Genomic DNA, 16,155 nt, shown 5'->3' with positions numbered 1-16,155 from the left:
TTCATGATACATAGCCGGAACGCCGCGCGAGGCCCTGCCAGCATCACCGGCGTCAGTAGCGTTACTTGACGTTCCGCGCGCATGCCCCCGAACATGGTGGGTTTATCAAACGAGGAAAAGCCGATGAGTGAGCCGCAAGTGAAGACCGAGGAGAAGAAACAGCATTTCGACGACATCTACGTCGCCGAGACGCCGGTACCGTTCAAGGAGCGCATCATCGACGCGCTCGACTACATCTCCGACGACTTCAACCGGCAAACCTTCGACCGGCTGATCCTCCCCTGGGCCGAGAAGCAGGCGGCCGCCGGCAAGACCCTGAACTACGTGGACCTGTGCTGCTGCTTCGGCAACACCACCATGGCCGCCATCCACAACATGGATGTCGAGGCGATCCGCGCCAACTGGGCCGACGAACAGGCCTGCAAGACCGTCGCCGCGCCGCGCCGCCTGCCGATGAAGACCACCGGGATCGATATCTCCGGCAATGCCCTGGCCTACGGCAAGAGCGCCGGGCTGTTCGACGAGACCTTCGAGGCCGATCTGAACCAGCCGGCGCCGGAGACCCAGGCCGCGATCGAAAAGGCCATGGCCGACGCCGATATCGTGATCTCCACCGCGTCGCTGGTCTACCTCGACCCGCCGGCCATCGAGAAGCTGGTGCGCTCCTTCGCCGAGACCCCGCGCGAGGGCTATATGCTCGTCAACTTCCTGAACCCCTTCGCGCTGGAAAAGGCCGACGCCACCAAGCGCCTGCTGCTGGAACACCTGGAGTTCGTGGGCAGCACCGCCAGCCGGCACCGCCGGCTGTCGCCGCTGGAACAGGAGAACTACCCGGGCGAAGACTGGGCGCTGCTGGAGATCTGGGTCCTGCGCCGCCGCGCGTAGGCCGCGGGCGCGGCTGGGGCGCGACGCCGCGCCCCGCATATCGTCCCTGAAATTGCCCGCTGAAAGCGAAAGGGCCGGCCCATTCGGGTCGGCCCTTTTTGCTGGCTCGGGGTGTGTCGGGTTTGAGTGCTCGGCTCAGAGCAGCACGACGCGGTTCCGACCCGACTCCTTGGCCTGGTACATCGCCTCGTCCACCCGACGGGCCAGCGTCTTCGGCGTATCGCCCGGGCGCATCTCGCTGACACCGAAACTGGCCGTCACCGAGATCGGGCAGGGTGTTTCCATTGCGGCCACCGCCTTGCGCAGTTTTTCCGCCATCGCCGCGGCCCCGGCGCCGGGCGTCTCGGGCACCACCACCATGAACTCCTCCCCGCCCCAGCGACCGAGGGAATCCGCCTCGCGCAGGGCGCCGCGGACGGTTTCCGCGAGGCGCTTGAGCACCTCGTCCCCGGTCTCGTGGCCGTAGTCGTCGTTGAAGTCCTTGAAGCGGTCGATATCGAACATGATCAGGGACAACGGACGCCCGTAGCGTCGGCTGCGCTCCATCTCCGCCTCGAGGGTATCGCCGAGACTCAGACGATTGGCCAGACCCGTCAGCCAGTCGGTGTGCGCCAGCCGCCGGATCTCGTCTTCCATGCGCACGCGATCGGTCACGTCCTTGCCGATCGACACGTAGTGGGTTACTTCGCCCCCGGCATTGGTGACCGGGCTGATGCTCTGCTCCATGTGCATCAGGGAGCCATCCCGGCGCCGATTCACGAACTCGCCGCGAAAGGCATCCCCCCGCTTCAGCGTGTCCCACATCTCGCGATAGAAATCGGCATCCTGCTGGCCGGATTTCAGGATGCGCGGAGTCTGCCCCAGGGCCTCGTTGCGGCTGTAGCCGGTCTGTTCCTCGAAGGCCGCATTCACGTAGGTGATGGTGCCCTCGGGGTCGGTAATCAGGACCGGGTCCGCGGATACCTCCAGCGCGGTGGACAGCAGCCGGATCTCGTCATCGCGGCGCCGTTCGTCGGTGATGTCCTGCTGCACCGACACGAAGTGGGTCACCCGGCGGTCGTCATCCTCCGCATACACCGGCGAGATGTGCCAGCGAACCCGGTACCAGGAACCGTCCTTGCGGTAGTTGATGGCCTCGCCATCGAAACACTCCCCGCTGGCCAGGGCACCCCGCATCCGGTCCAGCACCGCGCGCGAGGTGGCCGGGCCCTGCAGCATGCGCGGGGTCTGGCCCAGGGCCTCGTCGCGATCGTAGCCGGTCATGTGCTCGAAACCGGCATTCACATAGACGATCCGCGGGCCTGCATCCAGATCGGCATCGGTGATGACCACCGAGTTGTGCGACTGTTCGATGGCCGCATCCAGAAGGCGGAGTTTCTCGAACCCCTCGATGAACGACATGGGCGGCATGGCACGGCCTTCCGGAAACGAATGGGCGCGGGGACGGGCCCCGCGAAGTATACGGCCGAGGAATCGGACTCGTCCGCGAAAGCGGGGTTCAGTCCATATCGGCCATCTCGAGGATCGAGCCGACGATGTCGCTGGTGGTCACGATGCCCTCAAGCTCGTTGCCCTTGAGCACGACCAGCCGCCGGATCCCCTGGCTCACCATCAACCGCGCCACATATTTCACGTCCATCTCGGCGGGCACCGTGATCACCGGCTTGGTGCAGACATCATAGACGTTCGAGAGGTCAATATCGCCCTCCTCCGCCACGATCGTCTTCAGGATCGTGGTGTAGGTGATGATGCCGTAGGCATCGTGGGCGTGCTGCTTCTCCACCACCAGGGACTTCACGCCATGCTTGCGCATCAACTGCATGGCCTCGCGCAACGGCGCCAGGGGGGACACGGTCACCACGTTGGGTCTGAGAATCTCGCTTACCAGCATAATCGTCTCCGTCAGAGTTCTTCCTTGACCTGTTCCTGGAACTGCTCGATCTGGTTGCGCCCGATACCGGCCAGGTGGGCAAGATCCACCGTAAAGGCAATCCCGCGCGGATCGTTCGCCAGATCGAGTTCCCTGGAGATGCATTTGAGCACGCCCAGGGCCACCTTCTTTTCCAGTACCCACAACAGGACCGACTGACTCCCCTCGTAGGTCATGCCGAGGAAGGTCTTGCGCGCCTCGGCCCCGATGCCGCGCGCGTCCATGATGGTTACCCCACCCGCGCCGGCCTCCTTGGCCGTGGCGATTGCCTGTTCCTCCAGGTCATCCGAGAGGACGGCCACCAGTGCGGAAAATCTCATTGCGCTACTCCTCCTGGTTACGCGTAAACCAGCGTTCGTACAGATCCACGGCGATCGCGTAGAGCATCACCGTGACGATGGGAAAGATGGACGCAAACGCGATCAGGCCAAAGCCGTCGATCAGGACGTTGCGGTCCTCCAGGTGCGTCGCGAGACCAATCCCCAGTGCCGTCACCAGCGGCACCGTCACCTCCGAGGTGGTCACGCCGCCCAGGTCGAAGGCCAGCGCCACGATCTGCTTCGGCGCGAGGATGGTCAGCACGATCACCAGCAGGTAGCCGCCCATGATGTAGTGGTGGATGGAATCGCCCGCCAGGATCCGGTGCACCCCGATAGTGATACCGATGGCCACGCCCAGCGCCACCAGGATGCGGATCACATCGCCGCGCAGGGAGCCGCGCGCCGCCTCCTCCGCCTTCTGGCCGATCGCGATCAGGGCCGGTTCCGCCATCGTGGTGGCAAAACCGATGGAGAACGCGAACAGATAAACCCACAGGAACAGCTCGTTGGTGATCAGCTGCTCGGCCATGCTCTCGCCGATCGGGAACAGTCCCAGCTTGAGCCCGACCACGAAGGCGTACAGGCCCAGCACCACCAGCACGAAACCGAAGATCACCCGCGGCAGATACGGGATGCGCTTGCGCAGCACGAAATACTGGAACACCACGATCACCGCGATGATCGGCGCCACGTCGCGCAGCATCAGCAGCAGGTCCATGCCCATCGTGGCCAGCCAGTGACCCTCGGCCCCCGGCAGATCCGTGTCCGGATCCATCGCGGCGGTCTCGGCGTTGGTCGGCGCCCCGATATCGGCGCCGGTGAACACGATGATGCCGTAGAGCTGCACGGTGATCATCGGCACCATCACGGCCAGCGCCACCAGCCCGAACCCGTCACGCAGCGGATTCCGCCCGCTGATCGAGGCGGCCAGCCCCAAACCCAAAGCCGCCACCAGGGGCACGGTCACGATGTTCGTGGTCACCCCGCCGGAGTCGTAGGCCAGACCGACAATCTCTTCCGGGGCAAAGAAGGTGACCAGCACCACGAGCACGTAGCCGGTCAGGATGTACCAGTGCAGCGGGTGGCCCAGCACCGTGCGCAGGATCCCCAGCGCCACCACGGCCCCGACCGACAATGCGACGATCAGGCGCAGCACGATTCCCTCGATCCGCCCCTCGCTGATCAGCTCCGCCTGCTCCGCGACCGCGATCAGGGCCGGCTCCGCAATCACCGTGGCAAAGCCGAGGGTGAAGCCGAACGCCATCAGCAGCAGCAACGAACCCCGCCGGGCCAGCGCGTTGGAAAGGTTCTTGCCGATGGGGAAGATCCCCATCTCCAGCCCCTGCAGGAACAGCGCCACGCCAAAGACCACGATGGCCAGCCCGACCACCATGGACAGCAGGCCATCCGGCACCGTACGCAGCACCAGCGCCTGGAACACCGCCACCACGATCACGATGGGCGCGAGATTGCGCGCCGCGTGACCCAGGGTGTGGAGAAAGTTCATGCGCTCCCTTCCCGGGATATGACCCCGGAATCAATTCCCCGCCTGGCGGTCGCAGGGTGTATGGAATCCCTGCAGATACCCTATCGCGCCGTGGTGGTCGGCGCCACGGGCGGCCTCGGTGCCGCGTTCGTGCAACACCTGGAACAGGACCCGAACTGCACGCAGGTCATCGCACTCGGTCGCCACAGCGACCCGCCCGTGGATCTCGTCGACGAGGCCAGTATCGAACATGCCGCCGCCTGGCTGCGCGAGCAGGCCGCCGAGTGGGACCTGATCCTGGATGCCACCGGTATCCTGACCATCGACGGCCAGGGCCCGGAGAAGCGCCTGCGCGACCTCGATCCGGCCGTCATGGCCCGAGCCTTCGCCATCAACGCCATCGGCCCGGCGCTGTTGTTCAAGCATCTGGCACCGCTGCTCCCGCGCAACCGCAAGGGGGTCCTGGCCACCCTGTCCGCCCGGGTCGGCTCCATCGAGGACAACCACCTCGGCGGCTGGGTCAGCTATCGCGCCTCCAAGGCGGCCCTCAACCAGATCGTGCGGACCACGGCCCTGGAACTGCGGTTCAGCCACCGTCAGGCCGTCGTGGTCGGCCTGCAGCCCGGCACCTGCGCCACCCGCCTGTCGGAGCCGTATCGCTCGCGCGCGCCGGAGGTGCTGAGCCCCGAGTACGCAACCGGTCGCCTGCTGGATGTTCTGGACCGGCTGGACGCCGAGCAGTCCGGGAGTTTCCACGACTTCGAGGGCCAGCGACTGCCGTTCTGAAAACCATCAGCGGAGATGATCTGCATCAACGAATACTGATACGCGCGGCGCGATAGTACCTCCGACCAACACGCCTTCGGAGGAATCGAACATGCGACACACCCTGACCTTCCGCTCCCTGGCGCTGGCCGGCCTTCTGGCCCCTGCCGCCCTGATCCCGGCCCACGCCACCGCCGCCAACGCCGACGTCTCCGCCGGCGACTGGCTGATCCGCGGCGGCCTGACCCACGTGGCCCCCAAGTCCGACAACGGCAACCTGAATGCCAGCGGCTTGGGGCTGAGCGCAACAGCTCCGGCTGACGTCGGGTCGAACACCCGTCCGTCCGGCAACATCACCTACATGATGACGGACAACCTGGGTCTGGAACTCCTGGTCGCCATCCCGTTCAAGCATGATCTGAACGTGGGCGGGGTCGACATCGGCAGCACGCGCCACCTGCCGCCGACGCTGAGCCTGCAGTACCACTTCAACACCGGTACCGCGGTCCGCCCCTACGTGGGTGCCGGTATCAACTACACCTACTTCTTCGACGAAGATACGGCGTCAGTCACGCTGGGGCAGGATGTCGACCTGGACGACTCCTGGGGCGCCGCGGTGCAGGCCGGGATCGACTTCGCGGTGGACGACAACTGGTTCGTGAATGCCGAAGTGCGCTGGATCGACATCGACACCGACGTGTCGCTGGGTGGCGCCCATCTCGGTACCGTCAACATCGACCCCTGGACCTTCGGGATGAACGTCGGCTACCGCTTCTGACGCATACCCTGAAGCAAGACGCCGGCCTAACCGCCGACGTCTTCCACGAGGCCGAGGACCCGCGCGATGCGGTCCTCGGCCTCTTGTGTTTCCAGGCCCCGCGATTTCGGCGCACCCCAGACGGGGCCGGGCCACGCCGGGTCCCCCTCGAAGCGCGCCACGTGGTGCAGATGCAACTGCTCCACGATGTTGCCCAGCTTGGCCACGTTCAGCGCTCGCGGGACGAAGGCCTGCTCCATCGCCCGGGCCAGGGCGCGCGATTCGCGCGCCAGCTGGGTGGCATCCTCCACCGCGAGTGCATGCAGTTCCCGCAGGTCGGGGCGCCGCGGGACCAGGATGAACCAGGGGTAGTCCCAGTGATCCATCAATCGGACGCTGGACAGCGGCCACTCCGCCACGGCCCAGGTATCCGCGACGAGCCGCGGATCGAGTCGAAACTCAGTCGTCATTGGTCAGCTCCTGCCAGATGCCGGGTTGCGACCAGAGGCCCGTCTCCCAGTCCCCGCCTGCGGTCCTTAGCAGATAGCTATAGTGCGACCGATGGCGCAAGGCGGCCGCGGCACTACGCCGGGCCTCCGCATCCGGGCCGCTGATCACCACCAGTTGCGTGCCGGGGACCGTCCAGGCCCGGGCGCTGGTTCCCGTTTCCAGGCCCGGTTCCACGGCCGCAGGCTCCGGTGCGAGCCCGCGCGCGTCCAGCCATTCCGCCACGGCGGCATGCGTGCCCAGCAGGATCCGCGTGCCCCCCATGCCCACCGCGACCTCGGGCACACGCCCCAGCCAGGGCGCAACCTCCGCGGCCCCGGCATCCCCGAGCGGGAACACCCGCACATCCGGATCCAGAGCGCCCTGGCGCAGGATGTCCGGCGACTCGCCATCGGCCAGATGCCGGAACAGCCGCCAGTCCGGATCGACGGCGATCGCCCGCGGCCGCCTTTCGGTCTTGATCGAAACTGGCCGGGACACGCTCTCCAGCTCGATCCAGTGCGTTTCGCGCCCCTCCACGGTCTTCAGCACCAGCGGCACACGCAGGTGCCACGGGTCGTCGTCATCCGCTTGACGCAGTTGCCCCGTCACCTGCCACCCGTTCCCGCGCGGCTCCAGCCGCAGCGCGGCCAGTTCCGGCGTCGGCGCCCCCGTACGTTCGATCCATTGCTCGAAGAACGGGCGCAGGTCCTCCTCCGTCTCCCGGTCGAAGGCCTCGATCACGGCGGCCCAGTCGGCCTCGCGAAAAAGCCACTCGGCATACAGCTCGCGCACGCCGGCGCGCAGGGCCTGCTCCCCAATCCGGTCCTCCAGCATCCGCCACAGCATCGCTCCGCGGTGATACCCGGCAATCCGCGCGGCGCCGGAATTCCCGCCCCGGAAGCTACCATGTGGCCGGTCCTGCCCACTGGGCAGGGCCGCGTAGTCACGCAGCCACTGCCCGCGCTCCTCACGCCCCTCACCACGATCACGCTTGAATTGGTAATCGGCCATGAAGGTGGTCAGCCCTTCCGACCAGTTGCCGCCCGAGGCGTCCACGTACACCCCCGTCCCCCACCAGGCGTGGAGCACTTCGTGTCCGAGGGAGGTATGGGGGATGAACGGCAACGGAATCACGCGCTCGCCCATCAGCGTAAAACCCGGGAAGGCCAGCCCCACCGGCCGCGGACTCGCGGCGATGGTGAAAGTGTCGTAGGGATATGGCCCGATCGCCTCGCTGAAGCGCTCGATATAGCCTGCCGCCTGCTCGCGATAGGTCGCGCCGAATTCGGCCTCCAGGTGAGCCGGAAACAGCGTGCGCACCGTGACCGTTCCAACCTCCTGCTCGACCGCGTCCCAGGGTCCGGTGGCCACGGCCAGCGCGCGTGCCGCCGGGTGTTCGAAGGTTGTGCGGTACCGGTCTCCTTCGCGCTCCTCCGCCACCTGCGAACCGGATGCGACCGCCCGATGGCCGCCGAGGCTGGTCACTTCGATGCGCACGGCATGCGGCTCCTGCTCCGGTCTTCGCGGATACCAGTCCGCCCCCGCCGGCAGATATCCGCCCTCCGGGGCCAGGAACCCGCTTCCGGGTCGCGCATCGTCCAGTGCGGGCAGACGTGCGCCGTAGCGAATCACCAGGGCGCCGGCATCGGCCTCCGGCGCGCGCGCCAGCTCCAGCCAGCCATCTCCGCTACGCTCGAACTCGACGGGGTGCCCGCCCAGCGAGACGGCGTCCACGGCAATCCCCGGATCGAGCCGGAAGCGCCGCAGAGTGGCCGGATCCACCTGCGCCGGATCCGCCTCGAACCGGCCCTCCAGCCGCGACTGGCCGGGATCCAGTTCCACCTGCACCACCACCCCGGCAACAGAGGCCGCGCCGGGGAGCGGCGCCAGAAGCAGTCCTACGGCGATGATGACGCCCGCAAGCAAGCCGGTTCGCATGGTTCAGTCCCCGCGCGGGAAACGCGCTACCCGCTCGAGCTGCTCGCCCTCGCGCTCGATCTCCAGGGGCAGCCAGGTACCGGGCGCGACGGCCCGCACCACGCGCTGCAGGTCGCTCGCCGCGCGGATGGATCGGTCCCCGGCCCGCAGGACGCGGTCCCCCGCTTGCAAGCCGGCGGCCTCGCCCACCGAGTCCGGCTGGACCCGCAGGATGCGAATACCCGGCTGGTCATCGGCCTCCAGGTGTACCCCAAGCAGGGCCCCCGAAAGTTCGAATCGATCGTCGCGCGGGACCCCGAATACGGCATCCGCCAGGTCCGGGTCGGTTTCCGCGCATTCCCCGGGCTCGCGCGGCAAAAGCACCGCCGTGTCGGTCACGCCCAGATCGGCGAGCTGGTGGGGTACCCCGTAGCCGTATTCCAGATGCCCCGAGCCGATGATCGCCGCCACCAGCGGAGGACGCTCGCCGCCCGCCTCGAGATGCGCGGAGATGGCGCCCGCCATCATGCGGTCCCAGGCCACCTGGGTCGCGACAAAGCGCTCCGCATCCGGCCCCATCCCGGCCGGGTGGCGTTCCAATACGGATTCCAGATACGCGCGGTACCCGTCGCTGGGCGCGGCCGGGGCGGACACGCCGTCGCGTGCCTCCTCGTCCAACGCGTCCCAGCCTTCATGGCCCAGCCGCCGGATCGACTCCCGCTCCAGGTTCAGCGCCAGCAGGGGCACGTCATGCAAACGGGCGAAGTGCAGGATGGGCCAGTACAGGTCGGGATCGAAGCCCCAGTGGGTATACCAGCCACTCGCTTCCAGGAAGGCCTCCGGGTCCAGTTCGCCCGCGACCCAGGCATCCAGGACCGGCTGTTTGGAACGCGGAAGCATCTCGAGGCCGATCACCAGGTCCGGGCGATACCCATGCAGTGCCGCCAGGGTCGCCAATTGCCAGCGATGATGATCCATTCGGTCATGGCGCTCGCCCAGCAAGACCGCATCACGCCTTGCCAGGTCGGCATACAACTCGGCCGTATCCAGCCGCTCGCCGCCCGGCGCCGACCAGACGCCAGCGGCGGCACAGTCATCACCGGCCTGGGCAACGCTCACCAGCGAAACGGCCAGCAGACCCGAAGAAACCAGCCGTTTCAGCATCCGAAAACCTGCATTCATGCATCGCTCCTCGTCCCGCCCGTTCTACCCGGCCGCTCGTGCCAGGCACGTACCTGCCAACCCTTCTGAAGACTCTGCTAGACCGCCGGCGTTCCCCCGTGGCCCCGGCTCGGTTAGCCTGCCGGGATGAATGCATCCCCGCAAAGCCCTTCCCGCATGGCCTGGCTGGACCAGGCGATAGGTGTCCTGCGCTCGCTGATCATCTACCGCCGTCCCGGCCGGCAGCGAGGCCTGCAGCGCATGTATGCCTCGTTCGTCCAGCCCGGCGACCTGGTGTTCGACATCGGGGCCCACGTCGGCGACCGCACCCTGGCCTTTGCCGCCCTGGGCGCCCGGGTCGTGGCACTGGAACCCCAGCCCCAGCTCCTGCCCTGGTTGCGGCGCGCCGTGCGCGGCCGGCCGGGTATCGCGATCCGCCGCGAGGTCGCCGGGCCGCGCCCCGGCTCCGCGCAGTTGCAGATCAGCCGGCGCCACCCCACGGTCTCCTCGGCTTCGCGCCCCTGGGTCCGATCGCTGCGCAACCACAACCGGAGCTTCCAGCACGTGCACTGGGACGACGAGATCACGGTCCCCATGGTCACCCTCGACCAGTTGATCGAGGAATACGGCACCCCCGCCTTCTGCAAGATCGATGTCGAAGGCCTGGAGGCCGAGGTCCTGCGCGGGCTCACCCACGCGGTCCCGGCCCTCTCGTTCGAATTCGTCGCCGGTGCGCTGGACGTCACCCGCGACTGCCTCCAGCAACTGGACGCGCTCGATACCTACGAGTACAACCTGATCCCCGGCGAACAACGCCGGTACCGCTTTGCCCAATGGCAGTCCGGGGCCGAAATCCTGAACTGGCTGGAGGCACACGGCGACCGCCTGGGTTCGGGCGATCTCTACGCCCGCCGCCCTGTCGCTTGACGCCATGCCCCCAGGGGGCAAGGCTGGACGCATGAGTGCCCGAGACCTCCCCTGGTGGCAGGACCGTACAAGCGCCGGGATCGCCGAACTCGCCGCGCGCGACGCCGTTGCGCTCCTGCCCCTGTCGGCGATCGAGCAACACGGCCCGCACCTCCCGCTGGACACCGACTACCGCATCGGCCTCGGTCTCCTGCAGGCGGCCTGCAAGACCCTTCCGGCAGATCTGCCGCGGGTCGTCCTTCCGCCCGTGGCCGTCGCTACCAGTCATGAACACACTGACTTCTCTGGCACGCTGACCCTGCGCCCCGAGACCGCGCTGGCCCTGCTGCGTGATCTTGGCGAGAGCGTGGCACGCAGCGGTCTTCGCCGACTGCTGATCGTGAACAGCCACGGCGGCAACACCGCGATCTGCGACCTGGCCGCGCTGGAGCTGCGCCGGGACCACAGTATGCTGGTGGTCAAGCATCACTACTTCACCCAGCCCCCGCCGTCCGAATTCGGCATCCCGGCCGAGGAACTCCGCCACGGCCTGCACGGAGGGCTGATCGAGACTGCGATGATGCGCTTCCTCGCGCCGGAGACCGTCCACATGGACGCGGCCGCGGACGCGCCGTCGCTGGGGGCCACGCTGGCCGAGACAATGGAGGTGCTGGAACCCGAGGGCCGCGCGTCCTTCGCCTGGATGGCGCAGGACCTCAACCCTTCGGGGGTGGTGGGCGATGCCCGCGCGGCGACCGAGGACCTCGGCGAACGCCTGGTGGCGCACTATGCCGGAATCCTGGCCGCCGCCATCCGCGACACGGCCCGCTTCGATCTGGCGCAACTGCGCGCCTGACCGGTCCCTCAGCCGCGCTCGGCCTCCGAGGCCAACAGCTCCTGCAGCCAGTGACCGCCGCGGTCGGCCTTGGTGCTGAGGTAGCGCAGGTTGTGCGGATTCAGCTTGCCGTGCACCGGCTCGCGCGCCACCACGTCGATGCCGCCGGCCCGCAGCGCCTCGATCTTGCCGGGGTTGTTGGTCAACAGACGGACGGTATCGATACCCAGGAATTCCAGCATCTCCACGGCCGCATCGTAGCGCCGCCCGTCCGCCTCGAAGCCCAGCTGGCAGTCGGAGTCGATGGTGTCCAGACCGGCCGTCTGCATGGTGTAGGCGCGCAGCTTGTTGGCCAGCCCGATGCCGCGGCCTTCCTGCGCCAGGTACAGCAGTACGCCCCCACCCGACTCGTTGATGGTCTTCACGCCCAGCCGCAACTGGTCGCCGCAGTCGCAGCGCAGGCTGCCGAACAGATCGCCGGTCAGGCAGGCCGAATGCAGTCGCACCGGGACCGCCTCGGGCCAGTCCCGGGGCTCGCCGATCAAAACGGCGACATGCTCCAGAATCCCGTTCCCCTCCCGGAACAGCATGAAGCGCGTGACCGGAGCATCCGCGAGCGGCACGGGGGCCTCGCTGACGTAGGCCAGTTCCAGCCGCGGATGCTGGGCCACGGCCCGGGCCTCCTGCTCGTCTACATCCAGGAACATGCCATCGGCAAGCGCCGACTGAATCGCCTCGGGCACCGGTTCGGGCACCGGGGCGGCCACCACCGCCGGCAGCAGGCGACCCGCCCGCACCAGTTCCAGGGCGGCGACTTCCGCCGGCAATGCCCGCGTCACCGTCGGCTGGCCGAGGGCGGCATCGGGGTGTCCGGCCTCGTTCGAGGCCTCGGGGGCACTGGCCAGGGTAAACAGCGCCTCGGGATCGGTGTCCGGGGCGAACTCGAGGGCCACGCCCTCCCAGCCTTCCTGCAGCGGCTGGGCCCAGCCCATTGCAGAGGCCCGGTGCGCAGTTAGAATCAGTCGAGGCGACGCCCCGGTCATGTGGGTCAAACGATCCAGCAGAACGGGGGTCAGACCCTCGACGGCCGCAACGAGTACACTCGACTGCGAACCACTTACCAGGACCGGATGGCCCCGGCGCAGATCAAAGATCCCGCGATCGGCGTTGTGCATCGGGTACGTCCATAGGGAGTTTTGTTTATGACCCGCCCGCAACCCGCGAATTCCCCGAAGGCGAGCCCCGGATACTCCAGACGTGTCATCAGGAACCTGCCGGATTCGGGACTGATCGGATACGCGTGCGGGAGATCGGCCCCTAGCCTACCCCAACTGGCCGGTCGCGGTCCCGTAACCCCGGAATTTGCGGCATGACGGCATATCCGGTCACCGAGGAGCAAGCCTGGCGCTGGCTGCTGGCCCAGCGGGCCGAGCCCGGCTGCTGCCCCCTGCCCGGGCCCCTGGCGCCGGGCGCCCACGAATTGCTGGATCTCTACGGCCCGATCGTCGAGGCGCCCAGCATCACCGTGGCCCAGCTCGGGCAAAGCCTGGACGGACGCATCGCCACTGCCAGCGGCCATTCGCACTACGTCACCGGCCCCGAGGATATCGAGCGCCTGCACCGCCTGCGGGCCCTGGTGGATGCCGTCATCGTCGGCGCCGGAACCGTGGTCGCGGACGACCCCCGTCTGACCGTGCGCAAGACCGAGGGCCCGAATCCGGTGCGCGTGATCCTGGACCCCGACGGCCGCATCCCCGCCGATGCCCATGTCTTCCGCCATGCCGAGGTCCGCACGCTCGTCCTCCACGCGGCCGGCTACGGCCCCTGCGGGCTTCCCGAACACGTGGAATGCCTGGAGATGCCCACCGGGGACGACGGGCGCTTCGACCCGGCACAGATCCGCGGGCGGCTGGCGGAGATGGGCCTGCACCGCCTGCTGGTCGAGGGTGGCGGGCAAACGGTTTCGCGCTTCCTGCAGGCCGACACCCTGGACCGTCTGCACCTCACCATCGCACCGATGCTGATCGGGTCCGGGCGCCCCGGCGTCACGCTGCCGGAGATCGACTCGCTGGATCAGGCCCTGCGCCCGCCCTGCCGGATCTTCCGACTGGGGGGTGACACCCTGTTCGACCTGGACCTGCGCAGCAAGCCCTGAGGCCGGCCGGCACGGCGTGGCCTCAGCTCAGGTTGTCGCGAATGGCGCGGGAGACCGCGTCCAGCTCGGCCGGCACCTTGGTCGGCTGCACCACGCTCTGCGCGATCGCGGTGTCCGGGTCCTTCAGTCCGTTGCCCGTGAGCGTGCACACGACCGTCGAGCCTTCCGGGATCTTGCCTTCGCGGATGTCGCGCAGCGCCCCGGCCAGAGATGCGGCGGAGGCCGGCTCGCAGAACACGCCTTCCTTCTCGGCCAGCAGCTTCTGCGCGGCCAGGATCTCGTCGTCCTGGCATTCGTCGAACCAGCCACCCGACTCTTCGCGCACCTTCCACGCCATGTCCCAGGACTGCGGATGGCCAATGCGGATGGCGGTGGCCACGGTATCCGGGTTGTCGACCATCGCGCCGCGCATGAACGGCGCGGAGCCCGAGGCCTGGTAGCCCACCATATGCGGGCGGTTACCCACCATGCCGCCTCCGGCATACTTGCAGTGGCCCTTGCAATAGGCGCAGGCATCGGTCACGTCGTCGCTGCTCTTGGCCGCCATCTCGCTGTAGCCGATCCAGTGCGCGGTGATGTTACCCGCGTTGCCCACCGGCAGGCAGTGATAGTCCGGGGCCCGACCCAGCTCCTCGACGATTTCGAAAGCGGCAGTCTTCTGGCCCTGCAGGCGATACGGATTGACCGAGTTCACCAGGGTCACCGGGGTGTTGGAGGCCACTTCCTTGACCAGGCGCATGCCGTCGTCGAAGTTGCCCTCGATCTGAATCACCGTCGCGCCATGCATCATCGCCTGCGCCAGCTTGCCCATCGCGATCTTGCCATCCGGGATCACCACGAACGCGGTGATCCCGGCGCGGGCGGCATAGGCAGCCGCCGCCGCGGAGGTGTTGCCGGTGGAGGCGCAGACGATCGCCCGCGAGCCCTCTTCCACCGCCTTGGTCACGGCCATGGTCATGCCGCGGTCCTTGAACGAACCGGTGGGGTTGAGCCCCTCGAACTTCACGTAGATCTCGACCTCCCGCGCCAGATCACGCGGGATGTTGTTCAGCCGGATCAGCGGCGTGTTGCCCTCGCCCAGCGAGATGATGCGGGTGTCGTCATGCACCGGCAGGCGGTCGCGGTAGCGTTCGATCAGTCCGGTATAGCGGTGTCCAAAGGCCATGATGTTCTCTGTCGTTGCGGTTGCAGTCCGGGCGCCGGGATCAGCGCGCCAGCCCTTCCATGCGGATACGGGTAATCGGGGTCAGCAGGTGATCCAGCGCTTCCAGCGCCGCGATCGCCTCGTTCATCGCACCCTCGCGGACCTTGTGCGTCAGCATGATGATCGTCGCCTCGCCGCGCTCCGGATCCGGTTCACGCTGCAGGATCGCCTCGATGCTGATGCCATGCTCGCCGAGGATGCGGGTGATGTCGGCCAGCACGCCCGGACGGTCCTGCGTGCGCAGACGCAGGTAGAAAGACGTCTCGACGTCCGCGAGATCCAGCACCGGCTTGTCCGACAAGGCATCCGGCTGGAAGGCCAGATGCGGCACGCGATTCTCGGGATCGGTGGTCAGGGCACGCACCACGTCGACCAGATCGGCCACCACGGCCGAGGCGGTGGCCTCCGCGCCCGCACCCGCACCGTAGTACAGCGTCGGGCCCACGGCGTCGGCGTTGACCAGCACCGCGTTCATCACGCCGTCCACGTTGGCGATCAACCGGCGTTCCGGGATCAGCGTGGGGTGTACCCGCAGCTCGTAGCCCTTGGGCGTGCGCCGGGCGATACCCAGGTGCTTGATGCGGTAGCCCAGCTCGGCGGCGAAACCGACATCCTCGCGGGTGATGTTGCTGATGCCTTCCACCGCGACCCGGTCGAACTGCAGCGGAATGCCAAAGGCAATGGAGGCCAGGATCGCGAGCTTGTGGGCCGCGTCGATGCCTTCCACGTCAAAGGTCGGGTCGGCCTCGGCATAGCCCAGTGCCTGGGCCTCGGCCAGCACGTCCTCGAAATCGCGACCCTTGTCGCGCATCTCGGTCAGGATGAAGTTGCCGGTGCCGTTGATGATGCCGGCCAGCCATTCGATCTGGTTGCCGGCCAGGCCCTCGCGAATCGCCTTGATAATCGGGATGCCACCGGCCACCGCGGCCTCGAAGGCGACCATCACGCCCTTTTGCTGGGCGCGCTCGAAGATCGTGTTGCCGTGCAAAGCGATCAGGGCCTTGTTCGCGGTGACCACGTGCTTGCCGGCGTCGATCGCGGCCAGCACCAGGTTCAGGGCCGGGTCGGTCCCGCCCATCAGTTCGACGACGACCTCGACCTCGGGGTCATTCACGACCGCCGCCGGATCGGTGGTCAGCCGAATCTGCGAACAGTCACATTCCCGCTCGCGGTTGACATCGCGCGCGGCGGCCGCCACGACCTGGATATCGCGACCCGCGCGGCGGGCGATCTCGGTGCCGTTGCGCGCGAGCACGTTCACCGTGCCGCAGCCCACCGTACCCAGTCCAAGAATTCCGATCTTTACCGGCGTCATAGCCTTGCTGTCCTTGACGTCAGGCGCCGT

16 protein-coding genes are annotated in these 16,155 nt (G+C 67.7%); 6 read left to right on the top strand and 10 right to left on the bottom strand.

Going from position 1 to position 16,155, the window contains the following annotated elements; translation table 11 throughout:
* The first annotated feature begins 123 nt into the window (after positions 1-123).
* Positions 124-885: a class I SAM-dependent methyltransferase gene (locus tag D103_RS0100405; protein WP_018867422.1), complete on the top strand. Its 762-nt coding sequence runs from the start codon at positions 124-126 to the stop codon at positions 883-885.
* 135 nt (positions 886-1,020) lie between these two features.
* Here the strand turns inward: D103_RS0100405 and D103_RS0100400 are convergent, their stop codons facing one another.
* The 4 genes from D103_RS0100400 to D103_RS0100385 form a co-directional block, all read right to left on the bottom strand.
* A complete protein-coding gene (locus D103_RS0100400) occupies positions 1,021-2,295 on the bottom strand; it encodes a diguanylate cyclase (RefSeq protein ID WP_018875387.1) in 1,275 nt (424 codons plus the stop codon).
* 88 nt (positions 2,296-2,383) lie between these two features.
* The gene (locus D103_RS0100395; RefSeq protein ID WP_018145798.1) at positions 2,384-2,776 is read right to left on the bottom strand and encodes a CBS domain-containing protein; all 393 of its coding nucleotides are present in this window, start codon (positions 2,774-2,776) and stop codon (positions 2,384-2,386) included.
* Between the two features lie 11 nt (positions 2,777-2,787).
* The gene (locus D103_RS0100390) at positions 2,788-3,135 is read right to left on the bottom strand and encodes a hypothetical protein (protein WP_018875386.1); all 348 of its coding nucleotides are present in this window, start codon (positions 3,133-3,135) and stop codon (positions 2,788-2,790) included.
* Positions 3,136-3,139: 4 nt separating this feature from the next.
* Entirely contained in the window at positions 3,140-4,642 is a 1,503-nt protein-coding gene (locus D103_RS0100385) for a DUF1538 domain-containing protein (RefSeq protein ID WP_018875385.1), read from the bottom strand.
* 60 nt (positions 4,643-4,702) lie between these two features.
* On the opposite strand from D103_RS0100385, the gene D103_RS0100380 reads away from it, so the two are divergent.
* Positions 4,703-5,407 (top strand): SDR family NAD(P)-dependent oxidoreductase, encoded by a 705-nt coding sequence (locus D103_RS0100380; RefSeq protein WP_018875384.1) that lies wholly within the window; start codon positions 4,703-4,705, stop codon positions 5,405-5,407.
* A 91-nt stretch (positions 5,408-5,498) separates the two neighbouring features.
* Complete coding sequence (locus D103_RS0100375) at positions 5,499-6,164, top strand: OmpW family protein (RefSeq protein WP_018875383.1); 666 nt, start codon at positions 5,499-5,501, stop codon at positions 6,162-6,164.
* Between the two features lie 26 nt (positions 6,165-6,190).
* Here D103_RS0100375 and D103_RS0100370 read toward each other — a convergent pair whose 3' ends face one another.
* Genes D103_RS0100370 through D103_RS0100360 form a run of 3 tightly spaced genes read right to left on the bottom strand, consistent with a single transcriptional unit; the run spans position 6,191 to position 9,731 of the window.
* Positions 6,191-6,613 (bottom strand): HIT domain-containing protein, encoded by a 423-nt coding sequence (locus D103_RS0100370; protein ID WP_018875382.1) that lies wholly within the window; start codon positions 6,611-6,613, stop codon positions 6,191-6,193.
* Positions 6,603-8,570: a M1 family metallopeptidase gene (locus D103_RS0100365; RefSeq protein ID WP_018875381.1), complete on the bottom strand. Its 1,968-nt coding sequence runs from the start codon at positions 8,568-8,570 to the stop codon at positions 6,603-6,605. Before D103_RS0100365 ends, D103_RS0100370 begins: the two co-directional genes overlap by 11 nt.
* Before the next feature lie 3 nt (positions 8,571-8,573).
* Positions 8,574-9,731, bottom strand: coding sequence for a ChaN family lipoprotein (locus tag D103_RS0100360; RefSeq protein ID WP_026280210.1), 1,158 nt, complete (start codon positions 9,729-9,731; stop codon positions 8,574-8,576).
* A 126-nt stretch (positions 9,732-9,857) separates the two neighbouring features.
* On the opposite strand from D103_RS0100360, the gene D103_RS0100355 reads away from it, so the two are divergent.
* On the top strand, positions 9,858-10,637 hold the full coding sequence (locus D103_RS0100355; RefSeq protein ID WP_038028151.1) for an FkbM family methyltransferase: 780 nt from the start codon (positions 9,858-9,860) through the stop codon (positions 10,635-10,637).
* A gap of 31 nt (positions 10,638-10,668) precedes the next feature.
* Entirely contained in the window at positions 10,669-11,472 is an 804-nt protein-coding gene (locus tag D103_RS0100350; RefSeq protein ID WP_018875378.1) for a creatininase family protein, read from the top strand.
* A gap of 8 nt (positions 11,473-11,480) precedes the next feature.
* Here the strand turns inward: D103_RS0100350 and ribA are convergent, their stop codons facing one another.
* Positions 11,481-12,626, bottom strand: coding sequence for a GTP cyclohydrolase II RibA (ribA, locus tag D103_RS0100345; RefSeq protein WP_026279290.1), 1,146 nt, complete (start codon positions 12,624-12,626; stop codon positions 11,481-11,483).
* Between the two features lie 194 nt (positions 12,627-12,820).
* Between ribA and D103_RS0100340 the strand changes: the two genes are divergently transcribed.
* On the top strand, positions 12,821-13,606 hold the full coding sequence (locus D103_RS0100340; protein ID WP_018867410.1) for a RibD family protein: 786 nt from the start codon (positions 12,821-12,823) through the stop codon (positions 13,604-13,606).
* Positions 13,607-13,628: 22 nt separating this feature from the next.
* Here D103_RS0100340 and thrC read toward each other — a convergent pair whose 3' ends face one another.
* Positions 13,629-14,771, bottom strand: a complete 1,143-nt coding sequence (thrC, locus tag D103_RS0100335) for a threonine synthase (RefSeq protein ID WP_018875377.1) — start codon at positions 14,769-14,771, stop codon at positions 13,629-13,631.
* A 40-nt stretch (positions 14,772-14,811) separates the two neighbouring features.
* Entirely contained in the window at positions 14,812-16,125 is a 1,314-nt protein-coding gene (locus D103_RS0100330; protein ID WP_018867408.1) for a homoserine dehydrogenase, read from the bottom strand.
* Positions 16,126-16,155 lie beyond the last annotated feature (30 nt).

The sequence above is a fragment of the Thioalkalivibrio sp. ALE31 genome (assembly GCF_000377405.1).
In the GTDB taxonomy this organism is placed as follows: Bacteria; Pseudomonadota; Gammaproteobacteria; order Ectothiorhodospirales; family Ectothiorhodospiraceae; genus Thioalkalivibrio.
This window is presented reverse-complemented; position numbering and strand designations above follow the sequence as displayed.

What these genes read in the sequence shown, in the direction of transcription:
- D103_RS0100330 (WP_018867408.1), bottom strand. Translation starts at nt 16,125, where the DNA reads ATGACGCCGGTAAAGATCGGAATTCTTGGACTGGGTACGGTGGGCTGC.
- D103_RS0100385 (WP_018875385.1), bottom strand. Translation starts at nt 4,642, where the DNA reads ATGAACTTTCTCCACACCCTGGGTCACGCGGCGCGCAATCTCGCGCCC.
- ribA (WP_026279290.1), bottom strand. Translation starts at nt 12,626, where the DNA reads ATGCACAACGCCGATCGCGGGATCTTTGATCTGCGCCGGGGCCATCCG.
- D103_RS0100405 (WP_018867422.1), top strand. Translation starts at nt 124, where the DNA reads ATGAGTGAGCCGCAAGTGAAGACCGAGGAGAAGAAACAGCATTTCGAC.
- D103_RS0100380 (WP_018875384.1), top strand. Translation starts at nt 4,703, where the DNA reads ATGGAATCCCTGCAGATACCCTATCGCGCCGTGGTGGTCGGCGCCACG.
- D103_RS0100360 (WP_026280210.1), bottom strand. Translation starts at nt 9,731, where the DNA reads ATGAATGCAGGTTTTCGGATGCTGAAACGGCTGGTTTCTTCGGGTCTG.
- D103_RS0100370 (WP_018875382.1), bottom strand. Translation starts at nt 6,613, where the DNA reads ATGACGACTGAGTTTCGACTCGATCCGCGGCTCGTCGCGGATACCTGG.
- D103_RS0100355 (WP_038028151.1), top strand. Translation starts at nt 9,858, where the DNA reads ATGAATGCATCCCCGCAAAGCCCTTCCCGCATGGCCTGGCTGGACCAG.
- D103_RS0100350 (WP_018875378.1), top strand. Translation starts at nt 10,669, where the DNA reads ATGAGTGCCCGAGACCTCCCCTGGTGGCAGGACCGTACAAGCGCCGGG.
- D103_RS0100390 (WP_018875386.1), bottom strand. Translation starts at nt 3,135, where the DNA reads ATGAGATTTTCCGCACTGGTGGCCGTCCTCTCGGATGACCTGGAGGAA.
- thrC (WP_018875377.1), bottom strand. Translation starts at nt 14,771, where the DNA reads ATGGCCTTTGGACACCGCTATACCGGACTGATCGAACGCTACCGCGAC.
- D103_RS0100365 (WP_018875381.1), bottom strand. Translation starts at nt 8,570, where the DNA reads ATGCGAACCGGCTTGCTTGCGGGCGTCATCATCGCCGTAGGACTGCTT.
- D103_RS0100395 (WP_018145798.1), bottom strand. Translation starts at nt 2,776, where the DNA reads ATGCTGGTAAGCGAGATTCTCAGACCCAACGTGGTGACCGTGTCCCCC.
- D103_RS0100400 (WP_018875387.1), bottom strand. Translation starts at nt 2,295, where the DNA reads ATGCCGCCCATGTCGTTCATCGAGGGGTTCGAGAAACTCCGCCTTCTG.
- D103_RS0100340 (WP_018867410.1), top strand. Translation starts at nt 12,821, where the DNA reads ATGACGGCATATCCGGTCACCGAGGAGCAAGCCTGGCGCTGGCTGCTG.
- D103_RS0100375 (WP_018875383.1), top strand. Translation starts at nt 5,499, where the DNA reads ATGCGACACACCCTGACCTTCCGCTCCCTGGCGCTGGCCGGCCTTCTG.